19 protein-coding genes are annotated in these 17,214 nt (G+C 72.8%); 7 read left to right on the top strand and 12 right to left on the bottom strand.

What is annotated here, in order from left to right:
* Nucleotides 1-28 precede the first annotated feature (28 nt).
* Genes ACFWVV_RS04655 through ACFWVV_RS04640 form a run of 4 tightly spaced genes read right to left on the bottom strand, consistent with a single transcriptional unit; the run spans nt 29 to nt 4,314 of the window.
* The gene (locus tag ACFWVV_RS04655; protein ID WP_384349801.1) at nt 29-1,297 is read right to left on the bottom strand and encodes an amidohydrolase family protein; all 1,269 of its coding nucleotides are present in this window, start codon (nt 1,295-1,297) and stop codon (nt 29-31) included.
* On the bottom strand, nt 1,297-2,592 hold the full coding sequence (locus ACFWVV_RS04650; RefSeq protein WP_384349798.1) for an amidohydrolase family protein: 1,296 nt from the start codon (nt 2,590-2,592) through the stop codon (nt 1,297-1,299). Before ACFWVV_RS04650 ends, ACFWVV_RS04655 begins: the two co-directional genes overlap by 1 nt.
* Nucleotides 2,593-2,629: 37 nt before the next feature.
* Entirely contained in the window at nt 2,630-3,514 is an 885-nt protein-coding gene (locus ACFWVV_RS04645) for an SDR family NAD(P)-dependent oxidoreductase (protein WP_384349795.1), read from the bottom strand.
* The gene (locus ACFWVV_RS04640; protein ID WP_384349792.1) at nt 3,514-4,314 is read right to left on the bottom strand and encodes an acetoacetate decarboxylase family protein; all 801 of its coding nucleotides are present in this window, start codon (nt 4,312-4,314) and stop codon (nt 3,514-3,516) included. The genes ACFWVV_RS04645 and ACFWVV_RS04640 overlap by 1 nt, the downstream gene beginning before the upstream one ends.
* A gap of 109 nt (nt 4,315-4,423) precedes the next feature.
* On the opposite strand from ACFWVV_RS04640, the gene ACFWVV_RS04635 reads away from it, so the two are divergent.
* The 6 genes from ACFWVV_RS04635 (at nt 4,424) to ACFWVV_RS04610 (ending at nt 10,139) form a co-directional block, all read left to right on the top strand.
* On the top strand, nt 4,424-5,134 hold the full coding sequence (locus ACFWVV_RS04635; RefSeq protein WP_384349790.1) for a TetR/AcrR family transcriptional regulator: 711 nt from the start codon (nt 4,424-4,426) through the stop codon (nt 5,132-5,134).
* 29 nt (nt 5,135-5,163) lie between these two features.
* A complete protein-coding gene (locus tag ACFWVV_RS04630; protein ID WP_384349787.1) occupies nt 5,164-6,165 on the top strand; it encodes a DEDDh family exonuclease in 1,002 nt (333 codons plus the stop codon).
* 54 nt (nt 6,166-6,219) lie between these two features.
* Nucleotides 6,220-6,453, top strand: coding sequence for a hypothetical protein (locus ACFWVV_RS04625; protein ID WP_266655386.1), 234 nt, complete (start codon nt 6,220-6,222; stop codon nt 6,451-6,453).
* Between the two features lie 102 nt (nt 6,454-6,555).
* Entirely contained in the window at nt 6,556-7,428 is an 873-nt protein-coding gene (locus ACFWVV_RS04620; RefSeq protein ID WP_384349784.1) for an SURF1 family protein, read from the top strand.
* Between the two features lie 94 nt (nt 7,429-7,522).
* Nucleotides 7,523-9,379, top strand: coding sequence for a glycoside hydrolase family 15 protein (locus ACFWVV_RS04615; protein ID WP_384349782.1), 1,857 nt, complete (start codon nt 7,523-7,525; stop codon nt 9,377-9,379).
* A gap of 4 nt (nt 9,380-9,383) precedes the next feature.
* Nucleotides 9,384-10,139 (top strand): SDR family oxidoreductase, encoded by a 756-nt coding sequence (locus ACFWVV_RS04610; protein ID WP_384349779.1) that lies wholly within the window; start codon nt 9,384-9,386, stop codon nt 10,137-10,139.
* Between the two features lie 275 nt (nt 10,140-10,414).
* On the opposite strand, the gene amaP is transcribed toward ACFWVV_RS04610, so the two are convergent.
* The 5 genes from amaP to ACFWVV_RS04585 form a co-directional block, all read right to left on the bottom strand.
* On the bottom strand, nt 10,415-10,993 hold the full coding sequence (amaP, locus tag ACFWVV_RS04605; RefSeq protein ID WP_384349776.1) for an alkaline shock response membrane anchor protein AmaP: 579 nt from the start codon (nt 10,991-10,993) through the stop codon (nt 10,415-10,417).
* Between the two features lie 7 nt (nt 10,994-11,000).
* Nucleotides 11,001-11,624: a DUF6286 domain-containing protein gene (locus ACFWVV_RS04600; protein ID WP_384349774.1), complete on the bottom strand. Its 624-nt coding sequence runs from the start codon at nt 11,622-11,624 to the stop codon at nt 11,001-11,003.
* Entirely contained in the window at nt 11,621-11,995 is a 375-nt protein-coding gene (locus tag ACFWVV_RS04595; protein ID WP_384349771.1) for an Asp23/Gls24 family envelope stress response protein, read from the bottom strand. The genes ACFWVV_RS04600 and ACFWVV_RS04595 overlap by 4 nt, the downstream gene beginning before the upstream one ends.
* Nucleotides 11,996-12,000: 5 nt before the next feature.
* Nucleotides 12,001-12,216 carry a hypothetical protein gene (locus ACFWVV_RS04590; protein ID WP_384349768.1) on the bottom strand — a complete coding sequence of 72 codons (216 nt, stop codon included), beginning with the start codon at nt 12,214-12,216 and terminating at the stop codon, nt 12,001-12,003.
* Between the two features lie 118 nt (nt 12,217-12,334).
* Nucleotides 12,335-12,841, bottom strand: coding sequence for an Asp23/Gls24 family envelope stress response protein (locus ACFWVV_RS04585; RefSeq protein WP_384349765.1), 507 nt, complete (start codon nt 12,839-12,841; stop codon nt 12,335-12,337).
* A 100-nt stretch (nt 12,842-12,941) separates the two neighbouring features.
* Here ACFWVV_RS04585 and ACFWVV_RS04580 point away from each other — a divergent pair, with 100 nt between their 5' ends.
* A complete protein-coding gene (locus ACFWVV_RS04580; protein WP_384349763.1) occupies nt 12,942-13,787 on the top strand; it encodes a nucleopolyhedrovirus P10 family protein in 846 nt (281 codons plus the stop codon).
* 12 nt (nt 13,788-13,799) lie between these two features.
* Here ACFWVV_RS04580 and ACFWVV_RS04575 read toward each other — a convergent pair whose 3' ends face one another.
* From ACFWVV_RS04575 to ACFWVV_RS04565, 3 genes are all read right to left on the bottom strand, one after another.
* Nucleotides 13,800-14,591 carry an enoyl-CoA hydratase/isomerase family protein gene (locus ACFWVV_RS04575; protein WP_384349760.1) on the bottom strand — a complete coding sequence of 264 codons (792 nt, stop codon included), beginning with the start codon at nt 14,589-14,591 and terminating at the stop codon, nt 13,800-13,802.
* 130 nt (nt 14,592-14,721) lie between these two features.
* Nucleotides 14,722-14,940 (bottom strand): helix-turn-helix domain-containing protein, encoded by a 219-nt coding sequence (locus ACFWVV_RS04570; protein ID WP_019060653.1) that lies wholly within the window; start codon nt 14,938-14,940, stop codon nt 14,722-14,724.
* 416 nt (nt 14,941-15,356) lie between these two features.
* Nucleotides 15,357-16,955 carry an ABC-F family ATP-binding cassette domain-containing protein gene (locus tag ACFWVV_RS04565; protein ID WP_384349757.1) on the bottom strand — a complete coding sequence of 533 codons (1,599 nt, stop codon included), beginning with the start codon at nt 16,953-16,955 and terminating at the stop codon, nt 15,357-15,359.
* Nucleotides 16,956-17,214 lie beyond the last annotated feature (259 nt).

Here is a 17,214-nt window from a genome sequence, read left to right as displayed (position 1 = left end):
ACCCGTGATGCGTTCCGGCCGCCCCGGGTCACCAGACGCGGACCGATCCGCCGGGAGCGAAGGCGGGACTGGTCGCGTCGGCGGGGATCTCCTCCAGCGGCCGGGCGATCTCCTCCACGGTCGGACCGGCCTTGGCGGCGACGGCGTCCAGGGCCGGCAGGTCGAACCCGTAGACCCGGGCCGCGTTGCCGCCGACGAGCGCGGCGACCTCCTCCCGCGGCAGCCCCGCGAAGGCGATCCGCAGGCCCTCGCGGGAGTAGGGGGCGGTGCCCTCGTCGTGCGGGTAGTCACTGCCCCACATGATCTTGTCGAGGCCGATCCGGTGGCGCAGCGGCACCTCGTGCGGGCGCATGAAGCTGGCGCCGACGAAGCAGTTGTCCCGCCACACCTCGCCGGGGCTGGCCCCCATCGAGGCGGCGAGTCCCGCCCCGAACTTCGACTCCGCGGTGGCCGCCTTCGACGCCGCCGCGACCAGCCGCTCGTGGTAGTAGTCCAGCATGTCGACGATGCCGGGGATCCAGCCGGAGCCCTGTTCGGTGAGGACCAGTCTCAGGCCCGGGTGCCGCTTGAAGGCACCGCCGAAGATCAGGTGCCAGAGCGCCCGGTGCGAGAACCACGTCGTCTCCACCATGAAGACGGCGCGTGCCGCCGGTTCGTCGCCGAGCGGCGGGGAGGCGGAGCCGCCGTGGTGGTTGACCGGGACCTCCAGTTCGGCGCAGACCGCCCAGAGGGGGTCGTAGGCGGCCGAGTACAGCTCCGGTACGCCGCAGCCCGGCGGTGCTCCCGGCAGCAGCACTCCCCCGGTGAGCCCGGCTTCCTTGGTCCGCCGGATTTCCCGGACCGCCTCGTCGACATCGTTGAGGAGGATCTGTGCGACGCCCGCCCGGCGGCCGGGGGCCATCGCGCAGAAGTCCTCCAGCCAGCGGTTGTGGGCGCGCAGTCCTGCCCAGCGCTGCTCGAACTCGGCGCGGGAGGGCACCGGGGCCAGCAGGGAGGCGGCGGGGAAGAACGGCGGGATGGTGTTGGGGAAGACCACCTCGGCGACGATGCCGTCCGCCTCCAGCTCGGCCAGCCGGCGCGCCGAGTTCCAGTTGCGGTCGGCGGTGTCGGCGAGGAGGTCCTCGTAGGGATTGGTGTAGGTGGCCGCCCAGGCGTCGAAGTCGGCGTGGTGCTTCTTCTCCAGGTACGGCTTGTAGTCGAGGAGGTCGGCGCCGGCGTGGCAGTCGGCGGAGATGACGGTGTAGCGAGAGGTCGCGGCGTGAGAGGTCGCAGCGTGCGAGGTCGTGGCGCGGTCCATCACATGACCCCGATCTGCGGGAAGTCGTGCCCGGTGAGCCAGTGGCGGCCCACCTCGCGGGACTTCGCCCAGGACTGCTCGACGGCCGCCTGGTCCTCGCTCTGGCCCAGGTCGTAGGGGGTGGGTCCGATCCGGCGGGCGAGCGGGGCCAGCTTCTCGGTGTCGAAGCCGAAGACGTCGGCCGCCGCGAGGCCGAGGATGCGGCGGGTCTCGGTGACGGGGATGTCGTGGAAGGTGTTCCCCAGCCACTCGCGGGTCCTGGGCCAGGTGCCCTCGGGGTGGGGGAAGTCGCTGCCCCAGAGGATGTTGTCGACCCCGATCTCGTAGCGCTGGGCGAGTTCGCGGCGCTTGGTGTTGGTGGCGCAGACGAACACCTGCCGGTCGAGGTACTCGCTCGGGGGGCGTTTCAGTTCCTCGAAGGGGGAGAGCTTCTTGCCGCCGTGCGCCCCGAGGTAGAGCCGGTCCATGAACCACAGCTGGTTGGGCAGCCACCAGCAGCCCGACTCGGCGACGCCGAACCTCAGTCCCGGGTGCCGCTCGAAGGCCCCGGACCAGAGCAGGAACCACAGTGGGCGGGCCGGCCACCAGGTGACCTCGCTGACGTAGATGCCCAGGTGGTCGCCGTACTCGTGGCGGGGAGCGGCTCCGGAGTGGGTGACGACCGGCATGCCGCTCTCGGCGGCGGCCGCCCACACCGGGTCGTAACGCCGGTCGTGGTACGGGGCCTTGTCCACCCACATCGAGGGGATCATCAGCGCACCGAGCCCGGACTCCTTGGCCCGGTGCACCTCGGCGACCACCCTGTCCACCTCGCCGGTGATCGGCAGCAGCGCCACTCCGCAGTGCCGGTCCGGGTTCTGGGCGACGAACTCGGCCAGCCACCGGTTGTGCGCCTGCGCGCCCGCCATGCCGAGCTCGGGGTCCTGGTCGCCGGAGAGCCCGAGCCCGACGCCGAAGGGGGCCGCGGTCCGGCTGTCCACGGCGTCCGCGTCCGGGAAGACGACCTCGGCGGCCACGCCGTCGCCGTCCAGTTCCTTGAGGCGCTGCGCGGTGTCCCAGCCGCCGCGCAGCCCCTCCTCGTTGTCCTTGAACCACTTGGCGGCGAAGGCCTCGTTGCGGACGCCGAGCCGGGTCATCGCCTCGCGGCGGGCGTCGCGCTGCCCGAGGAAGTCGTCGAAGGCGCGGTGGAAGGCACTGTCCAGATAGGGCCGGTACTGCTCGGTGGGGAGTCCGGCGTGGCAGTCGGAGGAGATGATCAGGTACGGGTCACGTGCGTCGTGCGCCTCACTGGGCATCGCGTACTTCCCCTCGGTCGAGGATTGCGTGGCGGATTCAGTCGAGGACGAACTTCTCCAGGTACGCCGGGTTGGCGCGCTCCAGCATCGACTGCGCCCGCGCCCTGATCTGCCGGTCGCTGTGCTCGCTCTCGGGGAGCATCCAGAAGCGGTCCGCCCTGATCCCGTCGACGACGGTCGCGGCGACCTCCTCGACCGGGGTGAACTCGATCCGCTGCCCCGCCCGCTCCATCGCCGCCTCCCACTGGTCCAGGGTGCGGTACGGGGTTCTGCGCGGGCGCTCCTTGGCGTACCGGCCGGGCCTGTTGCGGTGCGACTCCCACAGCCCGGTGCGCAGCATGTGCGGTCCGGGGAACAGTACGGACGCGCCGACCCGGGCCCCTTCCGCCTTCAGGTGCGCGTACAGCGACTCCGTGAGGGTGACCACGGCCGCCTTGGTGACGGCGTACACGGAGGCGGTCGGCAGCGGTGCGATGCCGCCGTCCCCCGACGACGTGTTGACGACATGGCCGGCGTCGCCGCCTTCGAGCATCCGCGGGACGAAGGCCTGGACGCCGTGGAAGACGCCCCAGACGTTGACCGCGAACGCCCACTTCCAGTCGTTGGGCTCGTGCTCCCACATGCGGCCCTCGGCACCGGAGCCGACGCCCGCGTTGTTGCACAGCACGTGCACCGCGCCGAAGGCCTCGTACGCCGCGTCCGCCAGCGCGGTGACGCAAGCGCGCTCGCCGACGTCCGTCACGCGCGCCAGGACGGTGGCCCCGCCCTCGCGCAGTTCGGCGGCGGCCTTCTCCAGCGCGCCCTCCTCCACGTCGGCGAGGACCACCTTGAGCCCCTCGTCGGCGAACCGCCGCACCATCGCGCGCCCGATCCCGCTCGCGGCCCCGGTGACGACGGCCACCTGTCCGGCCCGCAGCTCCATCAGACGCTCCCTTCCGGCGGGCCGTCGAGGATCTGCTGCGGATCGTCGTAGCGCTGGTGGATGTACGGCAACAGGGCCTGCGCGTCGACCCGCTCGACCACCTTGCCGCTCTGGTCACTGGTCTTCTCGCCGAGGGTGATCTCCATCAGGCGCCGCACCGGGAGGTCGGCCACGGGGTCGTACATCGACTCGCGCAGCACCACGTCACCCGTGACCCGCTCCAGCCTGCGCACCCTTTCGTGCCGGGTGCACTGCACGAGGACCGGCTCCGCGTCGAAGCCGTGCCCGTCGACGGCGGGCAGGAACTTGAAGTAGAAGTCCAGCTTCTCCACCGGCTCCGGCGGCACCTGAAGCACCTCGCTGACCGCGCCGCGCACCTCGACGAAGGCGATGCCGTGCCGGGCGAGGGCGGCGCGGACGACCAGACCGTCGCGCTCGACGGTGACCTCGCCGAGCTTCTTGGGCTCGCCGAACACCTCGCGCCCGCCGATCAGGGCCCGTTCGTGGGTCATCGGCATCACCAGCGGATACCAGCCCTCGCGGCCCCCGTACTCGGCGGCGACCGCCACGGAGCCGGCGCCGAGCGGGTAGCCGGGCAGGTCCACCTTGCTGATGTTCGCCCGCACCAGGGGACGGCCGGTGGGCTTGAGGGGCGGCGGCAGGACCGCGGCCACCGCGTCGGGGTCGCTCTCCCACACTGCGACCACTCCGGTGGACCAGATGGCGGGGAGTGCGGTGCTCCCGGAGCGTGCCGCCTCGATCTCGGCCTCCGTGCGCGGTCCGTACCGTACGCGTGCCATGCCTGCCACCCTTCGTCGGTCGTGCCGTTCGCGGGTCGTCGCTGCTGTAACACTGTTACAGCAGCGGCGATGAAGGGTAAAGAGCCGTGCACCGAGGGAGTTGAGGGCCATGCCGAAGACGCAGCTGACCCGGGAGGACGTGCTGGCGGCCGCCGCGCGGCTCGTCGTGCGGCACGGCCCGCAGACCCTCACCATGCGCAGGCTGGCCGCCGAACTGGACACGGCGGTCACCTCCATCTACTGGCACGTCGGCAACCGCGAGGCTCTGCTCGACGCCCTCGTGGAGCGGACGGTGCGGGAGATGGGCGCGCTCTCCCCGCGCGGCCGCACCCCCGTCGACCGGGTCGTCTCGGTGGCGCGGGCGCTGCGCAGGGAACTGCGCGCCCGGCCGCACCTGATCGCGATGGTGCACGAACGCGGGCTCACCGAGCGGATGTTCCTGCCGGCCCAGCAGTCCCTGGTGCGCGAGGTGCACGCGGCGGGCCTGCGCGGGGCGCGGGCCGCGCAGGCGGTGCGCGCGGTGCAGTACCAGGTGGTGGGGCACGTCCTGGTGGAGCGCAACCGTGAGCGGTCCCCCGTCCAGTCGCCGGACGGCAGTGACCTGTGGTCCGCGGGCCGCTCCGGCGGCCTCCGGCAGGACCGGGGCGCCGAGGACGACCCGGCGCTGGCCCGCGCGCTGGCCCGGCCGGCCGACCCGGAGCGGCTGTTCGCGCTGTCCGTACGGGCGTTGGCGGGGGCGCTGCTCGCGGGGGCGTCCGCCGCGAAGGGGACGGGCCCCGCCGGCAAACGGGCCGCGCGGACGGCGGACCTGGCCGAATAGGGGACTGTCAGTCCCGGCCCGTATTCTCTGTGACCATGCTCGATGACCAGACCACAGCGGCAGCACCCTGGCCGACCGCCTACCCGGACGGGTACGCGGTCGTCGACGTGGAGACCACCGGCCTCTCCCGCGACGACCGGATAATCTCCGCTGCCGTCTACCGCCTGGACACGCACGGCGATGTCGTCGACCACTGGTACACCCTGGTCAACCCCGAGCGGGACCCCGGCCCCACCTGGATCCACGGACTGACCACCGAAGCCCTGGAGGGCGCACCGCTGTTCCCGGAGATCGTGGGAGAGCTGTCCGCGCGGCTGGACGGCCGGGTGCTCGTCGCGCACAACGCGATGTTCGACTGGTCGATGCTGGCCAGGGAGTACGCGAGGGCCGGGCACCGGGCACCGGTGCAGCAGCGGCTGTGCACCATCGCGCTGGCCAAGGAGCTGGCGCTGCCGCTGCCCAACCACAAGCTGGCCTCGCTGGCCGCGCACTTCGGCGTCGTGCAGCAGCGCGCCCACCACGCCCTCGACGACGCGCGGGTGCTCGCCGAGGCGTTCCGCCCGAGCCTGCACGCCGCGGCCAGGGGCGGGGTGCGGCTGCCGCTGCTGGAGTGCCGGCCGCTCACCGAGTGGTCGGACGCGCCCGCCCGGCCCCGGATCGGCTACCAGGCCTCGTACGGCGGCAGCGGTGGCGGCGGTCAGACCGGCTGGCGGCCCTCGCGGAAGCGGCCCGCCTGCCCGTACCCCAACCCCGGCCGCTACCGGGCGGACCAGCCGCTGATGCAGGGGATGCGGGTGGCCTTCTCCGGCGACACCTCGGTGGACCGGGACCTGCTGGAGGACCGTACGGTCGAGGCGGGCCTGCACGTCGCGTCGAGTGTGTCGCGGCTCACCAGCCTGCTCGTCACCAACGACCCGGACTCGGCGACCTCCAAGACGGTGAAGGCCAAGTCCTTCGGCACACCGGTGGTCGACGAGGCCGCGTACACGCATCTGCTCCGCGACGTGGCACCCGCACCGTCGGACGGGTGACGCCCTGGCGTGCCCTGCACGTCCCGCACCGTCCGGCACTGCACCCTGTGGCGCATGGCACGATGCGAGGTTTGCGGAAACGACTACGGCATGTCCTTCGAAGTGCACGCACAGGGTGCGGTGCACGTCTTCGACTGCTTCTCCTGCGCCATCCACCGGATGGCCCCGATCTGCGAGCACTGCCGCTGCCGCATCATCGGTCAGGGCGTCGAGGTCGAGGGCCAGTGGTTCTGCGGTGCGCACTGCTCCCGCGCGGAGGGGAAGGTGGGCATCGTGGACAAGGTCTGAGACCGCCCGCCACCCGACTGCACCCACCGCGCCCGCGCGCGCGAGGCCCTCGGCGGGCAACCCGCCCACCGGGGGTCTTTCCCCGCCAGGTACCGTCAAAGCGTGTACCGCTTCCTGTTGTCCCGGCAGTGGGTGATCCTCACCCTCTTGGTTCTCGTCCTCATCCCCACGATGGTCGAGCTCGGCTTCTGGCAGTTCCACCGCCACGAGCACAAGGTCGCCCAGAACCAGCTGATCGCCGGGAACGTCGCAGCGAAGCCGAAGCCCGTGGGCGAGCTCACCTCGCCCGGCCACACCGTGCCGCGCGCCGACTACTGGCGCACCGCGACCGCGACGGGCACCTTCGACACCACGCACGAGGTCGCCGTCCGGCGCCGTACCTCGGCCGGCGACAAGGTCGGCTTCCACGTCCTGACCCCGCTGGACCTCAAGGGCGGCGGCACCGTCCTGGTCAACCGGGGCTGGGTGCCGTTCGGACCCGACCAGCAGTCCTTCCCGCACATTCCGGCCCCGCCCAAGGGCGAAGTGACCGTCACCGGCCGCCTCAAGGCCGACGAGACGGCGGCCGGCAGCGGTATCAAGGACCTCAAGGGGCTGCCGCCCCGGCAGGTCATGCTGATCAACAGCGCGCAGCAGTCCGCGCTGCTCGGCCGCCCCGTGCTCGGCGGTTACCTCGAACTGACCGCCCCCGCCCCGGCGAACAACACCCCCGAGCCGATCGCCGAGCCGGACGCGGAGTCGATCGGCCCGCACATGGCGTACGCGATCCAGTGGTGGCTGTTCGCGGCGGCGGTACCGGTCGGCCTGGTGGTGCTCGTCCGCAGGGAGAAGCGCGAGCGGGACGCGGCCGCGTCGGCCCTCGCCGCCGGCGCCCCGGCGGATCCGGCGGATGGCGCGGACCCCAAGGACCGGACGGACGCGGCGGATGCGGCGGACCCGGCCGCCGCCGAGAGGTCCGCCACCACCTCGGCGTAACACCCGTGCCCCTGTGACCAGGACCACTTCGCGCACCTGCCCGCGCACCGGACGTGCTGCTTAATTCCCTCCGGCACCGGGAAGACGCCTCAGCGTGACCCAACGCATCGAGGACTACGCGCTCATCGGGGACCTCCAGACCGCGGCCCTGGTCGGCCGAAACGGTTCCCTCGACTGGCTCTGCCTGCCCCGCTTCGACTCCGCCGCCTGTTTCGCCGCGCTGCTCGGCGACGAGGAGAACGGCCACTGGCGACTCGCCCCCGAGGGGGCCGGCGAGTGCGCCTCCCGTTCCTACGCGGGCGACTCGCTGATCCTGGAGACGGTGTGGGAGACCCGCTCGGGCACCGGCTCCGGCGGCACGGTCAAGGTCACGGACTTCATGCCGCAGCGCGACACCGCGCCCGACGTGGTGCGCATCGTGGAGGGGCTGTCCGGCGAGGTCACCATGAACTCCACGCTCAGGCTGCGCTTCGACTACGGCAACATCGTCCCGTGGGTGCGCCGCACCGACGGCCACCGGGTCGCGGTCGCCGGCCCGGACGCGGTGTGGCTGCGCACCGAGGCACGGCCCGCGCAGGTCGAGGTCAAGACGTGGGGGCAGCAGTACAGCACCCAGTCCTCCTTCACCGTGCGCGAGGGCGAGAAGGTCGCGTTCGTGCTCACCTGGCACCCCTCCCACGAGCCGCGCCCGGCGCTCATCGACCCGTTCGAGGCGTTGGAGCACAGCCGCGAGGACTGGCAGAAGTGGGCCGAGACCTGCGCCTACACAGGCCCCTACCAGGACGCCGTCCGCCGCTCCCTGATCACTCTCAAGGCCCTCACGTACGCGCCCACCGGCGGGATCGTCGCGGCCCCCACCACCTCGCTCCCCGAAGAGATCGGTGGCGTCCGCAACTGGGACTACCGCTACTGCTGGCTGCGCGACTCCACCCTCACCCTCGGCGCGCTGCTCTCCGCCGGGTACCTGGAGGAGGCCGCCCACTGGCGCGACTGGCTGCTGCGGGCGGTGGCCGGGGACCCCGCCGACCTGAAGATCATGTACGGGCTGGCGGGCGAGCGGCGGCTGCCGGAGACGGAACTGCCCTGGCTGCGCGGGTACGAGGGTTCCGCTCCGGTCCGGATCGGCAACGACGCCGCCGACCAGCTCCAGCTGGACGTCTACGGCGAGGTCATCGACTCCCTCTACGTGGCCCGCAAGGCCGGCCTGGTCCCCACCCCGCACGCCTGGCAGCTCCAGCTCAGCCTGCTCGGCTTCCTGGAGACGATGTGGCGCGAGCCGGACGAAGGACTGTGGGAAGTGCGCGGTCACCGCCGCCACTTCGTGCACTCCAAGGTGATGGCCTGGGTGGCCGCCGACCGTGCGGTGCGCACCCTGGAGGAGGACCCTTCGCTGCCGGGCGACGCGGCGCGCTGGCGGGCGATGCGCGACGAGGTGCACCGCGAGGTCTGCGAGAAGGGCTACGACCCGGAGCGCAACACCTTCACCCAGTCCTACGGGGCCACCGAGCTCGACGCGGCGACCCTCCTCATCCCCCAGGTGGGCTTCCTGCCGCCGGACGACCCGCGGGTGGTGGGCACCGTGGACGCGGTGCGCCGCGAGCTGGGCGCGAACGGCGGTTTCATCCGGCGCTACAGCACGGACGAGGGGGCGGACGGCCAGGGGGTGGACGGGCTGCCGGGCGGTGAGGGTGCCTTCCTGGTCTGCTCGTTCTGGCTGGCGGACGCGCTGCTGCTGACCGGCCGGGACAAGGAGGCCCGCGAACTCTTCGAGCGGCTGCTCGCTCTGCGCAACGACGTCGGGCTGCTCGCCGAGGAGTACGACCCGGTGTCGCGGTGCCAACTGGGCAACTTCCCGCAGGCGTTCAGCCACATCGGCCTGGTGGGCGCGGCCCTCGCGCTGGCCGGGGCGGAGGCCCGGGACGCGGGAGCCGGCATCGAGGGTGCAGGATAGCGCCATGGATCTTGGACTGAAGGACCGTGTGTACGTCGTCACCGGAGCGAGCCGGGGCCTCGGGTTCGCCTCCGCGCGCGAACTGACGGCGGACGGCGCGAAGGTACTGATGACGGCGCGCGACGAGAAGGCCCTCGCGGACGCGGCCGCGGAGCTCGGAGCGAACGCGCAGCCGTTCGCCGCCGACAACGCGGACCCGGCGACGGCGGAGCGGCTCATCGCCGAGGCGCGGTCCCGCTTCGGCCGCTTCGACGGCATCCTCATCAGCGTGGGCGGACCTCCGGCGGGTTCCGCCGCCGACACCACGGACGCCCAGTGGCGGGAGGCCTTCGAGGCGGTCTTCCTGGGCGCGGTCCGGCTCGCCCGCACCGCGGCGGGAGCCCTCGGGGAGGGCGGTGTCATCGGCTTCGTCCTGTCGAGCTCCGTCCACGAGCCGGTGCAGGGCCTGACCATCTCCAACGGCCTGCGCCCCGGCCTGGCGGGCTTCGCCAAGTCCCTCTCCGTCGAACTCGGCCCGCGGGGCATCCGGGTGGTCGGCCTGCTGCCCGCCCGTATCGACACGGACCGCGTCCGCTCCCTGGACGGCCTGGCCCCCGATCCTGCGGCGGCACGCGCCCGCAGCGAGTCCCTGATCCCGCTGCGCCGCTACGGAACCCCCGAGGAGTTCGGCCGCGCGGCCGCCTTCCTGCTCTCCCCCGCGGCCTCCTACGTGACGGGCACCATGCTCCCCGTGGACGGCGGCGCCCGCCACAGCTTCTGACCTCGCCTCATTACCCCGCCCCCTTGGGCGACGGGGGCCGCCCCCGCCCTCCTTCCCTCCAGCCCCGTTGTGCGCCGGGGGCCGCCCTGCCGGCCGCCGCCCCCTTCGACGGGGCTGCCCGCCCCGCCCTCCCCACCCCTCCTTGGGCGGCGGGGCCGCCCCCCGGGGGGCGGAACGGGCGGGCAAGGGGCGGCCCCCGGCGGAGCCGAATACCTCGCCCCCGCCCCGCCTACGCCCCGCTCACCCCGCACCCCCTCCCCCACCTACACCCCACCTCACGACACCCTCCGCACCCCCCGCCCCATCCCCTTCACCCGCACCTCCGCCGGCAACCTCCCCACCCGCACCGACTCCCGCGCCCTGGCCACCGCCCCCCGCGCCACCTCCGCCACGGTCCCGGCAGGGGCGGCCGACTCGCCCAGCGTCAGACCCACCCGCACCCGCGGCGCGTCCCGCCTGCCCGTCACCGCGACCTCGGCCCGCTCCACGCCGGGGACGGCCTCCGCCTCCTCGCCGAGGACCCGCTCCAGTGCCCGGCCACGCAGCAGCACCGCCCCGGTGTCCCCGCCCGACACCCTCAGCACCGCCAGCCGCCTCCGCCGCAACTGCGCCACCAGCCACCACAGCGCCAGCAGCGCGCACACCGCCAGCACCCCGATCACCACCGGCCACCACCAGCCCTCGTCCCGCCACCGGGACCGGTCCGCCGCGCTCAGCAGCACGTCGTCCCGGCCCGAGAAGGGCCACCACGAAGGAACGTCCGCTCCGAGACCCGCCACCAGCGCCGCCCCGCCGAGCGCGGTCAGCACCAGCCCCGTCAGTCCCAGCAGCACCCTGTTCACCGATGTCAGCACGTCCTGTTCACCGCTTTCCGCCCGCAGCCGCGACCCGTTCCACCCGCACCGCGAGTCCGGGCTCCCGGGCCAGCCCCAGTTCGGCCACCCCCGCCCGCATCGCGTCTCCCAAGTCCTCGCGCACATCGGCCAGTTCGCGGAAATGCGAGACCGCCCGCACCGTCACCCGCCCGCGCCCGACCCGTACCCGGGCGTCCTGCACCCCGGGCACCGCCATCGCACGGTCGCGCAACAGCAGGGCCGCGGCACCGCGGTGGAGACCGGCCCGTACCTCGGGTTCGGCGGCGTCCGCCCGCATGGGCAGGAGCGACCGCAGCCCCGGTGTCACCGCGAGCACCACCAGCCACAGCCCGAGCGCGACCAGCAGGCCGGCGGCGACCTGCACCCACACCTGGTCGAGCGGCCGCCGGGCCAGCTGCCCGGCGAGTTCGCGCCGCCAATGCATGCCGGACTGCCCGGACCGGACCGCCACCACGTCGTACAGCAGCAGTCCGCACGCACCGAGCAGCACCGCTGCCACGAGTGCGGCCGGGATCCGCCGTGCGGACCGGAATCGCTTGCCGGGGGCGACCGTGCGCCCGCGCGCCCCGGTCTCGCGCTCCGGCCCCAGCGTGGGTACGTGTTCGCTCACATCGTCCTCCCGGGAGCCGGGGCCGCCCGGTGCAGCCGCTCGACCGTCACCGTCACCTCGGGTACTTCCATTCCCGCCAACTCGCTTACCCTGGAAGCGACTTGTCGACGCACCCGGTCGCACTGCGCGCCCACGTCCGAGGGATAGCCGAGTTCGACCGCGACCCGTACTCTCGCCTCGCCGTCCCGCACGGCCACCTCCGCGTGCGGCGGCCTGCCGTCGGGCGGCGCGTCGAGCACTTCGCCGGCCGCCCGTCCGGCGATCTTCGCGACGACCCCGTCCGCGATCCACAGGCCGCCCCGTTCGGCGGCCGGGGCAGCACCAGGCGCGGTCGCGCGCCCGGAAGCCGCCGTGCCGGCGGCGGCCGCCACCGGGGTCACCGCGGCCGGGGCCCGGGCCGGGGACGGTCCTCGCGGTCGCGGTCCCGCGGACGGAAGAACTCCGAGGGATCCAGATCGCCGTCGAGGAACCGGCCGACCAGGAAACCGATCAGACCCAGTGCCGCGACGATCACGAACGCTCCGAATCCGCCGAAGTACCCGGCGAATCCGAGCGCGATGCCGACCACCAGGCCGACCACGGACAGACTCATCGAACCGCCCTCACTCTCGTGTGTGCGACGTACGTGGTACGCCATAGGCCCATGCACCGCCGGCTCCCCGCTCGGCACCCGTCCGATGCCGAGCGCCCCGGTCCCGTGTGCCGGCACGTCACTGGAGCCTCGGCTCCGGCTCGTCCTCCTCCTCGTCGGGCAGCTTCACGTCGCCGACCGCGATGTTGACCTCGACGACTTCGAGGCCCGTCATCCGCTCCACGGCGGAGACCACGTTCTCCCGGACCGCCTGTGCCACGTCGGCGATGGGGACGCCGTACTCGACGACGATGTCCAGGTCGAGCGCGGTCTGGACCTCGCCGACCTCGGCCTTGACTCCCCTGCTGACGGACTTGGCGTTGCCGCCCGGCACCCGGTCACGGACCGCACCGAAGGTGCGGGAGAGCCCACCGCCCATCGCGTGGACGCCGGGCACTTCGCGGGCCGCGAGGCCGGCGATCTTCTCGACCACGCCGTCGGCGATGGTGGTGCGACCCCGCGTGGCGGGATTGCCGCCGCCTCGCTGCGGACTGCTCGCAGCTGCCGCGGTGGTCCGTCCGGCGCCGGAGGTTTCCTTCTCCAGTCCACCGGGCCGTATGGAGCTCTGTCGTTCGGTGTCAGCCATCGCCGTTTGTCCCTTTCGTGGGGGTACGCGGTACTGGACTCCGTTGCCACATTAAGTCCGGTTGCCCGATGTCGCGCCGGGAATGCGGCAGGGTGGTGGCATGGCACCCACAGCACCCGACGGTGGACTGACACGGGCAGTACGACAGCGCCTCGCCCTGGGCAGGCTGCTGCCACTGGGCAGCGAGGGGGACGGCGCCTGGCTCGCGGAGCGGGCGGCGCAGACCGTCCTGCGCCGGGCCTGCGAGGGGATCGGGGGCGCGGCCCTGGGCACGCTCCGGGTAGGTCCCGCCGCCCCGGACGCCCCGCACGGCGCCCCCGCCGTGCCCGCACCGCCGGGGGCGCTGCCGCCCGGTCCGCTGTGCGTGCGCGCGGAGTTCGAGGCCGCGCCCGAGGAGCCTCTTCCGGTGACGGCGGAGCGGCTGCGGGCAGCACTGTTCGCGGCCGCCGCCGAGCGGCTCGGGCTGGCGGTGACCGCGGTGGATCTGCGGGTGACGGGACTGCTGGACGGTGCGCCGGGACGGGCCGGGGACGCGGCGCCTGGGCGCGCCCAGACGGAGGCAGCGGGGCATGCGCCCGGCGGCCGGGCCGGCGTCCCGGGGCACGCGCCCGGTGAGGTACCGGAAGAACCCGAGGAAGTTGCTCTGTTCGGGCGGTCAGGGGGCGGGCGGCCGGAGCCGGGGAGCGGGGAGGGCGCGGACCTGGCGGACGAGGCGGCGCGGATCGCCGCCGCCGTCCCCGGTGTGGCGGGCCTGACCCCGGTGCTCGGGAGCCGGGCGGTGACCTACGACGGCACGGCACTCCCCCGCCCGCACGTCCGTGTCGAACTGGCGGTGGCCGGCGGGCGCCGTGCGCGGGAGGTGGCCCTGGCGGTGCGCGCCGCACTGGGGGACACGCTGCCGGGGCGCCCTTCGGTGGCCGTACTGGTCACCGACGTACGGGACTGACGGCGGGGCCGCTCAGTCGGAGAGGCCCGCGAGGTCCCGCAGCCGGCGCCCCTGGGCCGCCCGCTCCGCGACGCGCTGCTCGTCGTACGTACGGTCCGAAGCTCCCTGGAGCAGGGCCTTCGTCTCGATGACCGCGTCACGGGGCGCGGCGAGCAGGGCGGCGGTCAGGTCGCGGACGGCGCTGTCGAGTTCGTCGTTCGGTACGACGAGGTTGGCGAGGCCGGTGCGCTCGGCCTCCTGCGCGTGGACGAAGCGGCCGGTGGCACAGATTTCGAGCGCGCGGGCGTAGCCGACGAGGCCCACCAGGGGGTGGGTGCCGGTGAGGTCGGGTACCAGGCCGAGGCTGGTTTCCCGCATGGCGAACTGCACGTCCGCGGCGACGACCCGGAGGTCGCAGGCGAGCGCGAGCTGGAAGCCGGCCCCGATGGCATGGCCCTGGACCGCGGCGATGCTGATCAGGTCGGCCCGCCGCCACCAGGTGAAAGCCTCCTGGTACGCGGCGATCTCCGCGTCGAGGTCCGCTTCGGAACCACGCGCGAGGTCGAGGAAGGACGGCTCACCGTCGAAGCCCTCGGGAGTGAACGCCTGCCGGTCGAGGCCGGCGGAGAAGGATTTGCCCTCTCCGCGCAGCACGACCACCCGGACATTCCCGGGCAACGCCTTCCCGGCCGCCGTCAACGCCCGCCACAGAGCGGGAGATTGGGCGTTGCGCTTGGCCGGGTTGGCCAGGGTCACCGTGGCTACGGCGTCCTCGACGGTGAGTTGCACGCCGTCTTTGTCGAGTACGGGGTCGAGTGAAGCCATGGGGTGCCTCCGGGTTCGGTTGCGTATGCCGTCACCAGCTAAGTGACTGCACAGTAACCACCCGGCCGGCCGCGTGAACGACCGGCCCCACGCTGTGACCCCGCACCGGTGGAACGGTGAGGTGTGACGGTCAGGCCGAGGCCTTCTTGCCACGCGTCGCCCCGCCGCGTCCCCGCAGCGTGACGCCGGACTCACTCAGCATCCGGTGGACGAATCCGTAGGAGCGGCCGGTTTCTTCGGCCAACGCCCGGATGCTCGCACCGGAGTCGTACTTCTTTTTCAGGTCTGCCGCGAGCTTGTCGCGCGCGGCGCCGGTAACCCGGCTGCCCTTCTTCAGAGTCTCGGCCACCCGTGCCTCCTCAAGGAAGTGCGCTCTGGACTTCTCATGATCACCCCTACCGGGCTTCCTGGCCACCCATTCCGCAAGGTCCGTACAACAAGGTTCGCCGTGGAGGAAGTGAGAACAGCGCCCGGAATAGCGAATTCCGCGTGTCGTTCGCCATACGAGAATTCACCCGCTACCGGGAATGGCCAGGTCAGCGCCTTAAAACGATCAGTGCGACGGCGAGGGCCCGCCCCGGCGCGGGGCGGGCCCTGAAGTGTCCTGTGACGCGCCGGGGTACGAGAGGCGCTCACTCAGATGAAGGATCACGCGTAGGCCGAATGATCCAGCCGAAGTGGATCAGGCGGAGCCCCCGGCCGGGGGCTCCGCCGGGGCCATGGCCAGGGTCTTTGCCGCCGGCCTATGCCGGAGCCACCCCCGTATCAGGCGAGCGCCACCAGGTCCGCGTAGTCCGGCCCCCACAGGTCCTCGACGCCGTCGGGCAGCAGGATGATCCGCTCCGGCTCCAGCGCGTGGACGGCGCCCTCGTCGTGGGTGACGAGGATGACGGCCCCCTTGTAGGTGCGCAGGGCGCCGAGGATCTCCTCGCGGCTGGCCGGGTCGAGGTTGTTGGTCGGTTCGTCGAGGAGCAGGACGTTGGCCGAGGAGACGACCAGGGTGGCCAGCGCCAGCCGGGTCTTCTCGCCGCCGGAGAGGACCCCGGCCGGCTTGTCGACGTCGTCGCCGGAGAAGAGGAAGGAACCGAGCGTCTTGCGCACCTCGACCAGATCCAGGTCGGGGGCCGAGGAGCGCATGTTCTCCAGGACCGTGCGGTCCGGGTCGAGCGTCTCGTGCTCCTGCGCGTAGTAGCCCATCTTCAGGCCGTGGCCCTCGATGATCTTCCCGGTGTCCGGCTTCTCGGCGCCCGCCAGCAGCTTGAGGAGAGTCGTTTTGCCGGCGCCGTTGAGGCCGAGAATGACGACGCGCGAGCCCTTGTCCACGGCCAGGTCGACGTCGGTGAAGATCTCCAGGGAGCCGTACGACTTGGACAGGCCCTCCGCCATCAGCGGGGTCTTGCCGCAGGGCGCGGGCTCCGGGAAGCGCAGCTTGGCCACCTTGTCGGAGACCCGGACGGCGTCCAGGCCGGCGAGCAGGCGGTCGGCGCGCTTGGCCATGTTCTGGGCGGCGACCGTCTTGGTGGCCTTGGCGCGCATCTTGTCGGCCTGCGAGTGGAGGACCTTGGCCGTCTTCTCGGCGTTCGCGCGCTCGCGCTTGCGGCGCTTCTCGTCGGCCTCGCGCTGCTGCTGGTAGAGCTTCCAGCCCATGTTGTAGACGTCGATGGCGGCGCGGTTGGCATCCAGGTAGAAGACCTTGTTGACGACCGTCTCGACCAGCTCCACGTCGTGGGAGATGACGATGAAGCCGCCGCGGTAGGCCTTCAGGTAGTCGCGCAGCCAGACGATGGAGTCGGCGTCCAGGTGGTTGGTGGGCTCGTCGAGGAGCAGGGTGTCGGCGTCGGAGAAGAGGATCCGGGCCAGTTCGACGCGGCGGCGCTGACCGCCGGAGAGGGTGTGCAGCGGCTGGCCGAGCACCCGGTCGGGCAGACCGAGGGCGGCGGCGATGGTGGCTGCCTCGGCCTCGGCCGCGTAACCGCCCTTGGTGAGGAACTCCGTCTCCAGGCGCTCGTACTTCTTCATCGCCTTCTCGCGGGTGGCGCCCTGCCCGGTGGACATCTTCTGCTCGTTCTCGCGCATCTTGCGCAGGACGGAGTCGAGGTCACGGGCGGAGAGGATGCGGTCCTTGGCGAGGACGTCGAGGTCGCCGGTGCGCGGGTCCTGCGGCAGGTAGCCGACCTCACCGGAGGCGGTGATGGTGCCGCCGGCGGGGGTTCCCTCGCCGGCGAGGCACTTGGTGAGGGTGGTCTTGCCCGCTCCGTTGCGGCCGACGAGGCCGATGCGGTCGCCCTTGGCGATGCGGAAGGAAGCGTTCTCGATGAGGATGCGGGCGCCGGCGCGCAGCTCGATGCCGGAGGCGGTGATCACGGAAGTACTCCTGTGCGGGTCTGACGGCGGAAGTGTGAGGGGTGCCGCGCGCGGCTCACCAGGGATGGCGGCGGCGCGCTGCGGGCGGGCGGACTGCTGCTTCGACGCCGCTAATGCGCAAGGAGAAGAGCCATACGGCTCAGTCTAACGGGCGCCCGCAAACCCTTTTCGGGGACCGGGGCCGGTGGTGCCGCAGGACGGGTCCGCCGCGTCGCTCCCGGCAGGGAGCGCCGCCGGCCGGGCGGCCGGTGCCCGGCGG

The organism is Streptomyces sp. NPDC058663 (assembly GCF_042716745.1).
Taxonomy (GTDB): Bacteria; Actinomycetota; Actinomycetes; order Streptomycetales; family Streptomycetaceae; genus Streptomyces.
Note: the sequence above shows the minus strand (reverse complement) of the source record. Positions and strands in the feature narration are given on the sequence as shown.